The organism is Streptomyces canus (assembly GCF_041435015.1).
GTDB lineage: Bacteria > Actinomycetota > Actinomycetes > Streptomycetales > Streptomycetaceae > Streptomyces > Streptomyces canus_G.
Genome location: NZ_CP107989.1, coordinates 5,158,223 through 5,172,920, shown reverse-complemented (window position 1 = coordinate 5,172,920; position 14,698 = coordinate 5,158,223). Strand labels below are relative to the sequence as shown.

Annotated in this window: 12 protein-coding genes and 1 tRNA gene; 10 read left to right on the top strand and 3 right to left on the bottom strand. The window is 67.9% G+C overall.

Features of this window, described 5'->3' with window-relative positions:
- Genes yidD through rpmH form a run of 3 tightly spaced genes read right to left on the bottom strand, consistent with a single transcriptional unit; the run spans window position 1 to window position 878 of the window.
- A complete protein-coding gene (gene yidD, locus OG841_RS23505; protein WP_057609092.1) occupies window positions 1–351 on the bottom strand; it encodes a membrane protein insertion efficiency factor YidD in 351 nt (116 codons plus the stop codon).
- Window positions 348–719 carry a ribonuclease P protein component gene (gene rnpA / locus OG841_RS23500; protein ID WP_059208182.1) on the bottom strand — a complete coding sequence of 124 codons (372 nt, stop codon included), beginning with the start codon at window positions 717–719 and terminating at the stop codon, window positions 348–350. Before rnpA ends, yidD begins: the two co-directional genes overlap by 4 nt.
- Before the next feature lie 21 nt (window positions 720–740).
- Complete coding sequence (rpmH, locus tag OG841_RS23495; protein WP_005482975.1) at window positions 741–878, bottom strand: 50S ribosomal protein L34; 138 nt, start codon at window positions 876–878, stop codon at window positions 741–743.
- A gap of 383 nt (window positions 879–1,261) precedes the next feature.
- Here rpmH and dnaA point away from each other — a divergent pair, with 383 nt between their 5' ends.
- The 10 genes from dnaA (at window position 1,262) to OG841_RS23445 (ending at window position 14,592) form a co-directional block, all read left to right on the top strand.
- The gene (gene dnaA, locus OG841_RS23490; RefSeq protein ID WP_365116450.1) at window positions 1,262–3,214 is read left to right on the top strand and encodes a chromosomal replication initiator protein DnaA; all 1,953 of its coding nucleotides are present in this window, start codon (window positions 1,262–1,264) and stop codon (window positions 3,212–3,214) included.
- Window positions 3,215–4,083: 869 nt separating this feature from the next.
- Window positions 4,084–5,214: a DNA polymerase III subunit beta gene (gene dnaN / locus OG841_RS23485; protein WP_328639687.1), complete on the top strand. Its 1,131-nt coding sequence runs from the start codon at window positions 4,084–4,086 to the stop codon at window positions 5,212–5,214.
- 225 nt (window positions 5,215–5,439) lie between these two features.
- Window positions 5,440–6,315, top strand: a complete 876-nt coding sequence (gene gnd / locus OG841_RS23480; protein WP_328639688.1) for a phosphogluconate dehydrogenase (NAD(+)-dependent, decarboxylating) — start codon at window positions 5,440–5,442, stop codon at window positions 6,313–6,315.
- Between the two features lie 65 nt (window positions 6,316–6,380).
- Entirely contained in the window at window positions 6,381–7,502 is a 1,122-nt protein-coding gene (gene recF / locus OG841_RS23475; protein ID WP_328639689.1) for a DNA replication/repair protein RecF, read from the top strand.
- Window positions 7,499–8,041, top strand: coding sequence for a DUF721 domain-containing protein (locus tag OG841_RS23470; protein WP_328639690.1), 543 nt, complete (start codon window positions 7,499–7,501; stop codon window positions 8,039–8,041). The genes recF and OG841_RS23470 overlap by 4 nt, the downstream gene beginning before the upstream one ends.
- 372 nt (window positions 8,042–8,413) lie before the next feature.
- Complete coding sequence (gene gyrB / locus OG841_RS23465; RefSeq protein ID WP_371566798.1) at window positions 8,414–10,486, top strand: DNA topoisomerase (ATP-hydrolyzing) subunit B; 2,073 nt, start codon at window positions 8,414–8,416, stop codon at window positions 10,484–10,486.
- Between the two features lie 42 nt (window positions 10,487–10,528).
- Entirely contained in the window at window positions 10,529–13,126 is a 2,598-nt protein-coding gene (gene gyrA / locus OG841_RS23460) for a DNA gyrase subunit A (protein ID WP_328639692.1), read from the top strand.
- A gap of 18 nt (window positions 13,127–13,144) precedes the next feature.
- Window positions 13,145–13,954, top strand: a complete 810-nt coding sequence (locus OG841_RS23455; protein ID WP_371566797.1) for a DUF3566 domain-containing protein — start codon at window positions 13,145–13,147, stop codon at window positions 13,952–13,954.
- A gap of 111 nt (window positions 13,955–14,065) precedes the next feature.
- A tRNA-Ile gene (locus OG841_RS23450) sits at window positions 14,066–14,142 on the top strand.
- Window positions 14,143–14,238: 96 nt separating this feature from the next.
- Window positions 14,239–14,592: a VOC family protein gene (locus tag OG841_RS23445; RefSeq protein ID WP_328639708.1), complete on the top strand. Its 354-nt coding sequence runs from the start codon at window positions 14,239–14,241 to the stop codon at window positions 14,590–14,592.
- The last annotated feature ends 106 nt before the right edge of the window (window positions 14,593–14,698 follow it).

The following is a 14,698-nucleotide window of genomic DNA, read 5'->3' as shown; positions in this document are numbered from 1 at the left end:
TCATGCTCCTTGGGCATGGGACGGAGTCTCTGCGGCCGGGCTCGAAGGAGTCTGTCCCTCGGTGGCCGAGGCGGCGGAGGGCCCGCCCCTACGTGCACGCCAGGCGTTACGCAGCATTTCGTGCCACCGCGGGCGCTTGCGCGGCGGGACATGGTCCACACCGCCCAGCGACCACGGATTGCACCGCAGGATGCGCCAGGCGGTGAGTGCCGTTCCCTTGATCGCACCGTGCCGGTCGATGGCCTGGAAGCCGTAGTGAGAGCACGACGGGTAGTACTTGCACACCGGCCCCAGCAGCGGGCTGATGGTCCACTGGTACAGCTTGATCAGCGCCAGCAGCGGGTACTTCATCGTGCGCCCCCTCCCAGCAGCCGCTGAACGGCGGCATCCAGGTCTCGGGCCAACTGTTCGTGATCGGCGTCGCCCGCCTCGGGCAGCGCTCGTACGACTACCAGGCTACCGGGGGGAAACAGAGCGACCCTGTCGCGCATCAGATGACGCAGTCTGCGCTTCACCTTGTTGCGCACGACCGCGCCGCCCACGGCCTTGCTCACGACGAAACCCGCACGCGTCGGGGGAGCGCTCTCCCCAGGCGCGTGCGGGTCCGTGGCACCGCTACGAAAATGGACGACGAGGGACGGGCGTCCGGCCCGGCGCCCTCGTCGTACTGCGGTCGCGAAGTCCTCGCGCCGCCTCAGCCGGTTCTCGGTGGGCAGCACGACGGCATGACCTGACCGGGATCAGGCGGACAGGCTGGCGCGACCCTTGCTGCGGCGGTTCGCCAGGATCGCGCGGCCGGCACGGGTACGCATCCGCAGGCGGAAGCCGTGGGTCTTCGCGCGACGACGGTTGTTCGGCTGGAAGGTGCGCTTGCTCACTCGGGGGCTCCAGAAATAAATCGGTGGTTGCGGGTGCCGTCCTGGCTGTCACCGTGCGCCCACGAGTAGCTCGCAGTAACGCCCGAGTGCACCGCTTCCCGATCACCCGAAGCGATCTGTGCCCATCGGAGGCAGGCGGCAGCAGCCATCGACAACTCGACCTGGTTACGGTACGCGCGGCTGCGCCATCCGGTCAAACCAGTGGTCACCGGGAGACACTATCCACAGGCTGGGGACAACAACTTGAACCGCACCCGTCGCCCTGACTACCGTGGCTGAACTCCGATTCGTTCCGTTGACCCCTCTGTTTCGGCTCCACCCCATTTGAATCCCGACTCGTCCCACAACCACACGTTCGTGGGACCCGTGAGAGAGCGTGCCCTGTGGCTGACGTACCTGCCGATCTTGCCGCAGTGTGGCCACGCGTACTCGAGCAACTTCTCGGCGAGGGCCGCGTCCAGGGTGTGGAGGCGAAGGACGAGCACTGGATCCGGCGCTGCCAGCCGCTCGCACTGGTCGCCGACACCGCCCTGCTCGCCGTACCGAACGAATTTGCGAAAGGCGTACTGGAGGGCCGCCTGGCCCCGGCCGTCAGCGAGACGCTGAGCCGCGAGTGCGGACGCCCGATCCGCATCGCGATCACCGTCGACGACTCCGCGGGCGAACCCCCGGCACCGCCCGCACCTCCGGCCCCCCGGCCCCAGTCGCGCTACGAGGAGCCGGAACTCCCCTCCGGCCAGTACGACAACCAGTACGAGGGCTACGGCCGTCACCGCGCCGACGACTCCCGTCCGAACCGCGGCGAGCATCGCCCTGGCCCCCAGGGCGACCACGCCCCTCGCCCGGACCAGCTCCCGACCGCCCGCCCCGCCTACCCCTCGGAGTACCAGCGCCCCGAACCCGGCGCCTGGCCGCGGCCGCCGCAGGACGAGTACAGCTGGCAGCAGCAGCGGCTCGGCTTCCCGGAACGCGACCCGTACGCGTCGCCGTCGCAGGAGCCGTACCCGCAGGATTCGTACGGCCCCCCGTCGCAGGACTACCGCCCGCAACCGATGGACCGCCCGTCCTACGACAGTCCGCGCCGCGACTACGACGAGCGACCGGACTACGACAAGCCGCGTCCCGACTACGACCAGCCCCGGTCCGACTACGACCAGCGCGACGTCCGCCGGGACCTGCCCGATCCCCCGCCCGGCTCCGGACATGTGCATCGCGGCGGCCCGGTGGGCTCCAGCCTGCCCACCACCGGCGCTCCCGGTCCGCTCGCCGCGCAGCCCGCGCCGGCGACCGGCCCCGGTGAGCCCACCGCCCGGCTGAACCCGAAGTACCTCTTCGACACGTTCGTCATCGGCGCCTCCAACCGCTTCGCCCACGCTGCCGCGGTGGCGGTCGCCGAAGCGCCGGCCAAGGCCTACAACCCCCTCTTCATCTACGGGGAGTCGGGACTCGGCAAGACCCACCTGCTGCACGCGATCGGGCACTACGCGCGCAGCCTGTATCCCGGCACGCGCGTGCGGTACGTGAGCTCGGAGGAGTTCACCAACGAGTTCATCAACTCCATCCGCGACGGCAAGGGCGACAGCTTCCGCAAGCGCTACCGCGAGATGGACATCCTGCTCGTCGACGACATCCAGTTCCTCGCGGACAAGGAATCGACGCAGGAGGAGTTCTTCCACACCTTCAACACGCTCCACAACGCGAACAAGCAGATCGTGCTGTCCAGCGACCGGCCGCCCAAGCAGCTGGTGACCCTGGAGGACCGGCTGCGGAACCGTTTCGAGTGGGGTCTGATCACCGACGTCCAGCCGCCCGAGCTGGAGACACGGATCGCGATCCTGCGCAAGAAGGCGGTGCAGGAGCAGCTCAACGCCCCGCCGGAGGTCCTGGAGTTCATCGCCTCACGGATCTCGCGCAACATCCGCGAGCTGGAGGGCGCGCTGATCCGGGTGACGGCGTTCGCGTCGCTCAACCGGCAGCCGGTCGATCTGGGCCTGACCGAGATCGTCCTCAAGGACCTGATCCCCGGCGGCGAGGACTCGGCGCCGGAGATCACCTCCACGGCCATCATGAGCGCCACGGCGGACTACTTCGGCCTGACCGTCGAGGACCTGTGCGGCACCTCGCGCGGGCGGGCGCTCGTCACCGCCCGCCAGATCGCCATGTACCTGTGCCGCGAGCTGACGGATCTGTCGCTGCCGAAGATCGGCGCGCTGTTCGGCGGCCGCGACCACACCACGGTCATGCACGCCGACCGCAAGATCCGCAATCTGATGGCCGAGCGGCGCTCCATCTACAACCAGGTCACCGAGCTGACGAACCGCATCAAGAACGGCTGACCGAGGCAGAGTTACGACGCTTTCGACGCTGAAGGGCGCCCTGGGGACGAGGTCCCGGAGGCGCCCTTCTTCATGCCGCCGTAGCCGGCTGTTCGATTCCACGCCGGGTTACGGCCTCTCTCCACAGATCCGCTGACTTTTTCCCGTCCACATCCTGGGGACTGCGAAGTTGTCCAGATCACGGTCCACAGGCTTCCTGTTGAAAGACCATCAGGCCAGGTCAGGTGGTTGTGGATTCGTGGACGAACGATCTCCACAGACTGTGGACAGCGGGAAGATCCACAGGCTGTGCACCGAGTTGTCCACCGGCAACCCACAGGCCGGGCCTGGTTGTCCCCAGCGATCACCAGGTTCTCCACATGCCTGTCCACTGTTCGGCAACGCGACGCGCCTGATCACCGGGTCGAGTGAAAGGCGTCACACGAAGGTGCCGGGTTGGGCTGTGGGAAAGGTGGGTAAAGCTGGGGACGGCGCTGGGGAGAACTCGCCTCAGGCTGTGCACGGAGTGTGCAGAACTTTCTGTTCTCCACAGATACGCCCGGTTGTCCACCGCCTCCGCCCACAGGGCCGGTGGACAAAATTTCCCCTCTGAGCTGGGAAAACGGGGTTATCCACGGTATCCACAGCCCCTACTACTACTCCCAACTAGAGAGAGCTGGGAATCCGTTTCGAAGTGGGGCCTGTGCACAACTTGCTGTCCGGCTCCCGACTGCCCCTCGTCACGACTTGACCCCGAGAGGCACCTACTGTCAGTGGGGTGCGTCAGACTGTTCCCCGGTGTCCTTCCCGGCACAGGGACCGACGACACCGAGACAGACGACGAAGCCAGGCAGGCCGAGCAGCGCCGGCAACAGCAGGAGGCGGCAACAGTGAAGATCCGGGTGGAACGCGACGTACTCGCGGAGGCAGTGGCCTGGGCGGCGCGCAGCCTCCCGGCCCGTCCGCCGGCGCCTGTCCTCGCCGGCCTTCTCCTGAAGGCCGAGGAAGGCCAGCTGAGCCTGTCCAGCTTCGACTACGAGGTGTCCGCGCGGGTGTCCGTGGAGGCCGAGGTCGAGGAAGAGGGCACGGTGCTGGTCTCCGGCCGCCTGCTCGCCGACATCTGCCGCGCTCTCCCCAACCGTCCGGTGGAGATTTCCACAGACGGTGTACGGGCCACGGTGGTCTGCGGCTCCTCGCGGTTCACACTCCACACCCTGCCTGTGGAGGAGTACCCGTCGCTGCCGCAGATGCCGAGCGCCACGGGCACCGTTCCCGGCGAGGTCTTCGCCTCCGCCGCCGCCCAGGTGGCCATCGCCGCGGGCCGTGACGACACACTCCCCGTCCTGACCGGTGTGCGCATCGAGATCGAGGGCGACACCGTCACGCTGGCCTCCACCGACCGCTACCGCTTCGCCGTCCGCGAGTTCCTGTGGAAGCCGGAGAACCCGGAGGCGTCCGCGGTCGCCCTGGTACCCGCCAAGACGCTCCTGGACACCGCCAAGGCGCTCACGAGCGGCGACAGCGTCATCCTGGCGCTGTCCGGTTCGGGCGCGGGCGAGGGCCTGATCGGTTTCGAAGGAGCGGGCCGCCGTACGACGACGCGTCTCCTCGAGGGCGACCTGCCGAAGTACCGCTCGCTGTTCCCGACGGAGTTCAACTCCGTCGCCGTGATCGAGACCGCCCCCTTCGTGGAGGCCGTCAAGCGTGTGGCCCTGGTCGCCGAGCGCAACACCCCGGTGCGGCTGAGCTTCGAGCAGGGTGTGCTGATCCTGGAGGCCGGTTCCAGCGATGACGCACAGGCTGTGGAAAGGGTCGACGCCCAGCTCGAGGGCGACGACGTCTCGATCGCCTTCAACCCGACCTTCCTGCTGGACGGCCTGAGCGCCATTGACTCCCCGGTGGCCCAGCTGTCCTTCACGACGTCCACCAAGCCCGCGCTGCTGAGCGGCAAGCCGGCCCTGGACGCCGAGGCGGACGAGGCCTACAAGTACCTGATCATGCCGGTGCGGCTGAGCGGCTGAGCGGCTGAGCATGCTGACCGGCCTGGGCTGGACGGCTGCTGGGGGTGTGGGGGTCGTCCCCCACAAGATCGCAGTATGCCGGTGCGGCTGAGCGGCTGAGTCAAAGCCCCAGGTGAGGGCATACGTTTGAGCGCGTATGCCCACAGGTGTGCGTGAGCGTCCGGGTTTAGGCTCGTACGTGGGTACGAAAGTGCTCTCACGCCACAGCAACCTAAGGAACCACTGATGGAGCTCGGTCTCATCGGCCTCGGCAAGATGGGCGGCAACATGCGCGAGCGGATCCGCCGCGCAGGCCACACCGTGATCGGATACGACCGCAACCCGGACCTCGCCGATGTCCACAGCCTGAAGGAGCTTGTGGACGCGTTGCAGGGCCCGCGGGTCGTGTGGGTGATGGTCCCGGCCGGTGCGCCGACCCAGGCGACCATCGACGAGCTGGCCGAGCTCCTGGAGCCGGGTGACGTCGTGGTGGACGGCGGGAACTCCCGCTGGACGGACGACGAGAAGCACGCCGAGGAGCTGGCCGCCAAGGGCATCGGCTTCGTCGACTGCGGCGTCTCCGGTGGTGTGTGGGGCCTGGAGAACGGCTACGCGCTGATGTACGGCGGCGACGCGGAGAACGTCGCCAAGGTGCTGCCGGTCTTCGACGCCCTCAAGCCCAAGGGCGACGCCGGTGCGGTGCACGCCGGAAAGGTCGGCGCCGGCCACTTCGCCAAGATGGTCCACAACGGCATCGAGTACGCGATGATGCAGGCCTACGCCGAGGGCTGGGAGCTTCTGGAGAAGGTCGACTCCGTGACCGACGTCCGGGAGGTCTTCCGCTCCTGGCAGGAGGGCACGGTCATCCGTTCCTGGCTCCTCGACCTCGCGGTCAACGCCCTCGACGAGGACGAGCACCTGAACAAGCTGCGCGGTTTCGCACAGGACTCCGGCGAGGGCCGGTGGACCGTGGAAGCCGCCATAGACCACGCGGTGCCGCTGCCGGCGATCACCGCGTCGTTGTTCGCGCGGTTCGCGTCCCGTCAGGACGACTCGCCGCAGATGAAGATGATCGCGGCGCTGCGCAACCAGTTCGGCGGCCACGCGGTCGAGACGAAGTAATCCACAGGGCCGCGGAGCAATCCACAAGCCGCGGTCCACAACCTGGGGGAGGTCGGCGACCGACCATGCACGTCACGCACCTGTCGCTGGCCGACTTCCGCTCGTACGCCCGGGTCGAAGTTCCGCTCGACCCGGGCGTCACCGCGTTCGTGGGCCCCAACGGGCAGGGCAAGACGAACCTGGTCGAGGCGATCGGCTACCTCGCCACCCTCGGCAGCCACCGGGTCGCCTCCGACGCCCCCCTGGTCCGTATGGGCGCCGACCGCGCGATCGTCCGGGCGCAGGTCAGACAGGGCGAGCGGCAGCAGCTGGTCGAGCTGGAGCTCAATCCCGGCAAGGCGAACCGTGCCCGGATCAACAGGTCCTCGCAGGTCAGGCCGCGTGATGTGCTCGGGATCGTGCGGACCGTGCTGTTCGCGCCGGAGGATCTGGCGCTGGTGAAGGGCGACCCGGGCGAGCGGCGCCGCTTCCTGGACGAGCTGATCACCGCCCGCTCCCCGCGCATGGCCGGCGTTCGCTCGGACTACGAGCGCGTCCTCAAGCAGCGCAACACCCTGCTGAAGTCGGCCGCACTCGCGAGGAGGCACGGCGGCCGCTCGATGGACCTGTCCACCCTCGATGTGTGGGACCAGCATCTGGCGCGCGTGGGCGCGGAGTTGCTCGCCCAGCGGCTCGACCTGATCGCCGCGCTCCAGCCGCTGGCCGACAAGGCGTATGAGCAACTGGCACCCGGCGGCGGCCCGGTGGCCCTGGAGTACAAGCCGTCGGCGCCGGGTGAGGCACACACGCGTGAGGATCTCTACGAGCAGCTGATGGCCGCGCTCGCGGAGGCGCGCAAGCAGGAGATCGAGCGGGGCGTGACCCTCGTGGGACCGCATCGGGACGATCTGCTTCTCAAACTCGGTCAGCTGCCCGCCAAGGGATACGCCTCGCACGGCGAGTCCTGGTCGTACGCGCTGGCGCTGCGCCTCGCGTCGTACGACCTGCTCAGGGCCGAGGGCAACGAACCTGTGCTGATCCTCGACGACGTGTTCGCCGAGCTGGACACCCGTCGCCGTGAGCGCCTGGCCGAGCTCGTCGCGCCCGGTGAGCAGGTCCTGGTGACGGCGGCGGTCGACGACGACGTGCCGCACGTGCTGACGGGGACGCGGTTCACCGTGTCCGAGGGGACGGTGGAGCGCGTATGACCGACGAACAACTCCCGGGCGGGAATCCCAAGCCCGCCGAGCCCTCCGGCGTCGACCTCGCGCGCGTGGCGCTCAGGGCCGCGAAGGAACAGGCACGCGCGCGTGGGGACGCGGCGCAGCAGAAGCGCCAGGCCCGGCGCGGCGGTGGGCTGCGCTCCGGCGCGCGCGCCGACGGACGCGACCCCATGGCGTTCGGGGCCGCCATCAACCGCCTGATCACCGAGCGCGGTTGGGAGACGCCCGCGGCGGTGGGCGGGGTGATGGGGCGGTGGCCGCAGATCGTGGGCGAGGACCTGGCCAAGCACTGCGAGCCGGAGAAGTACGACGAGGACGAGCGGGTTCTGGTGGTGCGCTGCGACTCGACTGCGTGGGCGACGAACCTGCGGCTGCTCGCGCCGCAGCTGGTGGCCCGTCTGAACGAGGATCTCGGGCACGGCGCCGTGAAGTTGATCAAGGTGAACGGCCCCGGCGGTCCCGCTCGTCGCTACGGCCCGCTGCGCGCCCCCGGCAGCACGGGACCCGGTGACACCTACGGGTGATGGACATCACATCAAGGGCGTCGGCGGTGCCATCGGGGCATCGGCGACGCCTTTGTCGTAGCTCTGTACGCGGTGGCGAATTCCGACCTGACTCCCAAGTAGCCATGGGTTGACAGCCCGAAGCGCTGAGTGCCTCCGTGAGCCTCTTGGAGCCCCGCTCCGTATATGGGGACCCGGAAGACGCCGGTTGAGGGCGGCACATGAGGACTCAGGTACCGGCAAACCCCCATCACTGTCGGCGCTACCGGTAGACTGGAAGCCAATCCCGCCCCAAACGTGGGGACCGCCCGGGAAACGCTGAGCAACGCTGATCAAGGCTTACCAACGCAACATGCCGCAGCCGCTCCGGCAACCCGCCGACGAGCCTGGCTCGTGCTGTGCCAGAAAGGGCGCTTCGTGGCCGATTCCGGCAACCCCAACGAGAACATCCCGTCCACCGACGCCGAGGCGACCTCGTCGAACGGCGAGGTAACCGCCTCGTACGACGCCAGCGCCATCACCGTCCTCGAGGGTCTGGACGCGGTCCGCAAGCGACCCGGTATGTACATCGGCTCGACCGGCGAGCGCGGCCTGCACCACTTGGTGCAGGAGGTCGTCGACAACTCCGTGGACGAGGCGCTGGCCGGCCACGCTGACACCATCGACGTGACGATCCTGGCCGACGGCGGCGTGCGCGTCGTCGACAACGGCCGAGGCATCCCGGTGGGCATCGTCCCCTCCGAGGGCAAGCCGGCCGTCGAGGTCGTGCTGACGGTGCTGCACGCGGGCGGCAAGTTCGGCGGCGGCGGCTACGCGGTCTCCGGCGGTCTGCACGGCGTGGGTGTCTCCGTGGTGAACGCCCTGTCCAGCAAGGTCGCCGTCGAGGTCAAGACCGACGGCTACCGCTGGACGCAGGACTACAAGCTGGGCGTCCCGACGGCTCCGCTGGCCAAGCACGAGGCGACGGACGAGCACGGCACGTCGGTCACCTTCTGGGCCGACGGCGACATCTTCGAGACCACCGAGTACTCCTTCGAGACGCTCTCCCGCCGCTTCCAGGAGATGGCGTTCCTCAACAAGGGTTTGAGGATCAAACTCACCGACGAGCGCGAGTCGGCGAAGGCCACCGCCGGGGCGGACGAGGCGGGTGCCGACGAGAAGGACGAAGTCAAGGTCGTCGAGTACCACTACGAGGGCGGCATCGTCGACTTCGTGAAGTACCTCAACTCCCGCAAGGGAGACGTGGTGCACCCCACCGTGATCGACCTGGAGGCCGAGGACAAGGACAAGCTCCTGTCCCTCGAGGTCGCGATGCAGTGGAACAGCAGCTACACCGAGGGCGTCTACTCCTTCGCGAACATCATCCACACGCACGAGGGCGGCACGCACGAGGAAGGCTTCCGCGCGGCGCTGACGAACCTCGTCAACAAGTACGCGCGCGACAAGAAGCTGCTGCGCGAGAAGGACGACAACCTCACGGGTGACGACATCCGCGAGGGTCTGACCGCGATCATCTCGGTGAAGCTGAGCGAGCCGCAGTTCGAGGGCCAGACCAAGACCAAGCTGGGCAACACCGAGGTGAAGACCTTCGTCCAGAAGGTCGTCTACGAGCACCTCACCGACTGGCTGGACCGCAACCCCGTCGAGGCCGCGGACATCATCCGCAAGGGCATCCAGGCGGCCACCGCGCGCGTGGCGGCCCGCAAGGCCCGTGACCTGACGCGCCGCAAGGGCCTCCTGGAGACCGCGTCCCTGCCGGGCAAGCTCTCCGACTGCCAGTCGAACGACCCCACCAAGTGCGAGATCTTCATCGTCGAGGGTGACTCCGCCGGCGGCTCGGCCAAGTCCGGCCGAAACCCCGAGTACCAGGCGATCCTCCCGATCCGCGGCAAGATCCTGAACGTCGAGAAGGCGCGGATCGACAAGATCCTGCAGAACCAGGAGATCCAGGCGCTGATCTCGGCCTTCGGCACCGGGGTCCACGAGGACTTCGACATCGAGAAGCTGCGCTATCACAAGATCATCCTGATGGCGGACGCCGACGTCGACGGCCAGCACATCTCCACCCTGCTGCTGACCTTCCTGTTCCGCTTCATGCGGCCGCTGGTCGAGGCCGGGCACGTGTACCTCTCCCGTCCCCCCCTGTACAAGATCAAGTGGGGCCGGGACGACGTCGAGTACGCCTACTCGGACCGCGAGCGCGACGCACTGATCGAGATGGGCCGCCAGCGCGGCAAGCGCATCCGCGAGGACTCCATCCAGCGCTTCAAGGGTCTCGGCGAGATGAACGCCGAGGAGCTGCGCATCACGACCATGGACCAGGAGCACCGCGTCCTGGGCCAGGTCACCCTCGACGACGCCGCCCAGGCGGACGACCTGTTCTCCGTGCTGATGGGCGAGGACGTGGAGGCCCGCCGCCAGTTCATCCAGCGCAACGCCAAGGACGTCCGCTTCCTCGACATCTGAGTCGGTCTCAGCTGACCGCACCAGGAAGGATCTTCACCCGCAATGGCCGACGAGAACACGCCCGTCACCTCTGAAGAGGGCGGCGTCATCGCCCAGCGTGTCGAGCCCGTCGGGCTCGAGACGGAGATGCAGCGTTCGTACCTGGACTACGCGATGTCCGTCATCGTGTCCCGTGCGCTGCCGGACGTCCGGGACGGTCTCAAGCCCGTCCACCGCCGCGTCCTGTACGCCATGTACGACGGCGGCTACCGCCCCGAGCGCGGCTTCTACAAGTGCGCGCGCGTGGTCGGCGACGTCATGGGCAACTACCACCCCCACGGCGACTCCTCGATCTACGACGCCCTGGTGCGCCTCGCCCAGCCGTGGTCGATGCGGATGCCGCTGGTGGACTCCAACGGCAACTTCGGCTCCCCGGGCAACGACCCGGCGGCGGCGATGCGCTACACCGAGTGCAAGCTCGCGCCGCTGTCGATGGAGATGGTCCGTGACATCGACGAGGAGACCGTCGACTTCACGGACAACTACGACGGCCGCTCCCAGGAGCCGACCGTCCTGCCGGCCCGCTTCCCGAACCTGCTGATCAACGGCTCGGCCGGTATCGCGGTCGGCATGGCGACCAACATCCCGCCGCACAACCTGCGCGAGGTCGCTTCCGGCGCCCAGTGGTACCTGGAGAACCCGGAGGCCTCGCACGAGGAGCTCCTGGACGCCCTCATCGAGCGCATCAAGGGCCCCGACTTCCCGACCGGCGCGCTCGTCGTGGGCCGCAAGGGCATCGAGGAGGCGTACCGCACCGGTCGCGGCTCGATCACCATGCGCGCGGTCGTCGAGGTCGAGGAGATCCAGAACCGCCAGTGCCTGGTGGTCACGGAACTGCCGTACCAGACCAACCCCGACAACCTCGCGCAGAAGATCGCCGACCTGGTGAAGGACGGCAAGGTCGGCGGCATCGCGGACGTCCGGGACGAGACGTCGTCGCGTACGGGCCAGCGGCTCGTGATCGTTCTGAAGCGTGACGCGGTCGCCAAGGTCGTACTGAACAACCTGTACAAGCACACGGACCTGCAGTCGAACTTCGGCGCCAACATGCTGGCGCTCGTCGACGGCGTCCCCCGCACCCTCTCGCTGGACGCGTTCATCCGGCACTGGGTGGCGCACCAGATCGAGGTCATCGTCCGCCGTACGAAGTTCCGGCTGCGCAAGGCCGAGGAGCGGGCGCACATCCTGCGCGGCCTCCTCAAGGCCCTGGACGCCATCGACGACGTCATCGCGCTGATCCGGCGCAGCGACACCGTCGACATCGCGCGCACGGGCCTGATGGAGCTCCTGGAGATCGACGAGATCCAGGCCAACGCCATCCTCGAGATGCAGCTGCGCCGACTCGCCGCCCTGGAGCGCCAGAAGATCGTCCAGGAGCACGACGAACTCCAGGCAAAGATCACCGAGTACAACGAGATCCTGGCCTCGCCGGTCCGTCAGCGCGGCATCGTGAGCGCCGAACTCACCGCGATCGTCGAGAAGTACGGCGACGACCGCAAGACGATGCTGGTGCCCTACGACGGCGACATGTCCATCGAGGACCTCATCGCCGAGGAGGACATCGTCGTCACGGTGTCGCGCGGCGGTTACGTCAAGCGCACCAAGACCGTCGACTACCGCGCCCAGAAGCGCGGCGGCAAGGGTGTGCGCGGCACGAAGCTGAAGGAAGACGACATCGTCGACCACTTCTTCGTCTCCACGACGCACCACTGGCTGCTGTTCTTCACCAACAAGGGCCGCGTCTATCGGGCCAAGGCGTACGAACTGCCGGACGCCGGCCGTGACGCGCGTGGACAGCACGTCGCCAACCTGCTGGCCTTCCAGCCGGACGAGGCGATCGCCGAGATCCTCGCGATCCGCGACTACGACGCGGCGCCGTACCTGGTGCTCGCCACGAAGGCGGGTCTGGTCAAGAAGACGTCACTGAAGGATTACGACTCTCCGCGTTCCGGCGGCGTCATCGCCATCAATCTGCGTGAGCGCGAGGACGGTTCGGACGACGAACTGATCGGTGCCGAACTCGTCTCGGCCGACAGCGATCTGCTTCTGATCAGCAAGAAGGCGCAGTCGATCAGGTTCACCGCCTCGGACGACACCCTGCGTCCCATGGGCCGTGCCACCTCGGGTGTCAAGGGCATGAGCTTCCGTGAGGGAGACGAGCTGCTCTCGATGAATGTTGTTCGACCCGGTACGTTCGTGTTCACTGCTACGGACGGCGGGTACGCGAAGCGGACCCCCGTCGACGAGTACCGCGTCCAGGGTCGCGGCGGCCTCGGCATCAAGGCCGCCAAGATCGTGGAGGACCGCGGATCGCTCGTCGGAGCGCTGGTGGTCGAGGAGACCGACGAGATCCTCGCCATCACGCTGTCCGGCGGTGTGATTCGTACGCGAGTCAGCGGGGTCAGGGAGACGGGCCGTGACACCATGGGCGTCCAACTGATCAACCTGGGCAAGCGCGATGCCGTGGTCGGCATCGCACGTAACGCCGAGGCGGGACGTGAGGCGGAGGAGGTCGACGGCGATGTGGCCGACGACGAGGCCGTCGAGGGTGCCGCCGCGACCATCGGCACGGACGAGGGTGAGGCACCCTCGGCCGAGTAGCACGAGGAGTGAGTCATCGTGAGCGGAGCCACGGGCGCCGGATCGACCGGAACCTCTACGGGGTCTTCCCCCGGCTCGGAGGCGGACGGCGGCGGCCGTGGCTCTGCCGCGCGTGCGGCAGGAACACAGCCAACAGATACGCACACGACTCAACTCAAGGCGATCAAGCCGCCCGCGACGGACTCGCGCTCGCCCGAGACTCATGGATCCCAGGGGGGACCTGTGACGGACACCCAGCCGCCGGCCCAGCCGACGGCACCCGCCGCACCGCCGAAGGGGGCGGCTCAGCCGCAGCACCAGCCCGCGGTGCAGCCCCAGCCTTCGCCCTCTCCGCTGCCGGGGGAACGCCGGCCGCAGCAGCAGGCCGGTCCGTACCACCCACCGCAGGCCTACCCGACGCAGGCGACCCCGGCCGGTGCCGTACGACGCCCGCGCACCGGCGCGCGCACCACGCCCCGTACCCGCAAGGCACGTCTGCGGGTGGCCAAGGCCGACCCGTGGTCCGTCATGAAGGTCAGCTTCCTGCTCTCCATCGCGCTGGGCATCTGCACGATCGTCGCGGCCGCAGTGCTGTGGATGGTCATGGACGCGATGGGCGTCTTCTCGACGGTCGGCGGGACGATCTCCGAGGCGACCGGCTCGAACGAGTCGAACGGCTTCGACCTCCAGGCGTTCCTCTCCCTGCCGAACGTCCTGATGTTCACGTCGATCATCGCGGTCATCGACGTCGTCCTCGCGACGGCTCTCGCGACCCTCGGCGCGTTCATCTACAACCTCTCGGCGGGCTTCGTCGGCGGCGTCGAGCTGACGCTGGCGGAGGACGAGTAACGCTGCCTCAAACCTGCGGAGGCGGTCCTCGGGGAACCGATTTTGGGACTGCCCACGTCGTGCGCTAATCTTCAGGAGTCAGCGCGCGGGACACACTCCGCAGAGCGCGGCGGGGCTATAGCTCAGTTGGTTAGAGCGCATCCCTGATAAGGATGAGGCCACAGGTTCAAATCCTGTTAGCCCCACCAGCACGAAAGCCCCCAGCCGATCTTGGTTGGGGGTTTTTGTCATCTACCACGAACATCAGTCGCGGGGGCCGCGTCACGTCTGTCTAGACTCGGCAGATGACCTTGGAATGGGAACAGGTAATCGTTCACTCGGTGGATCCGGCGGCCCTGGGGCAGTGGTGGGCCGAGGCTCTTGGCTGGGTGGTCGTCCACTCCTCCGATGAGGAGTTCGAGATCCGCCCGGAGCCGGATCGCCTGCCGGGGTTGGACTTCGTCAGGATCGCCGAGAGCAAGAAGGTCAAAAGTCGGCTGCATCTCGACTTCAGGCCTGATGACCAGGCCGCCGAGGTGGCTCGCCTTGAAGCTCATGGTGCCAGGCGTGTCGACATCGGTCAGGGTGACCAGTCGTGGGTCGTCATGGCAGACCCTGAAGGCAACGAGTTCTGTGTGCTGGGCCAACGGCGTCAGTGAGAACGCCTGAGCGAGGGCTGGGGCCGGCGCACACGGATGGCGCGTCCATCGTGTGCTGCGTCCTCCGGAGCCCATCCTCTTGGCTCTGCCGGACACGAAGACCTTC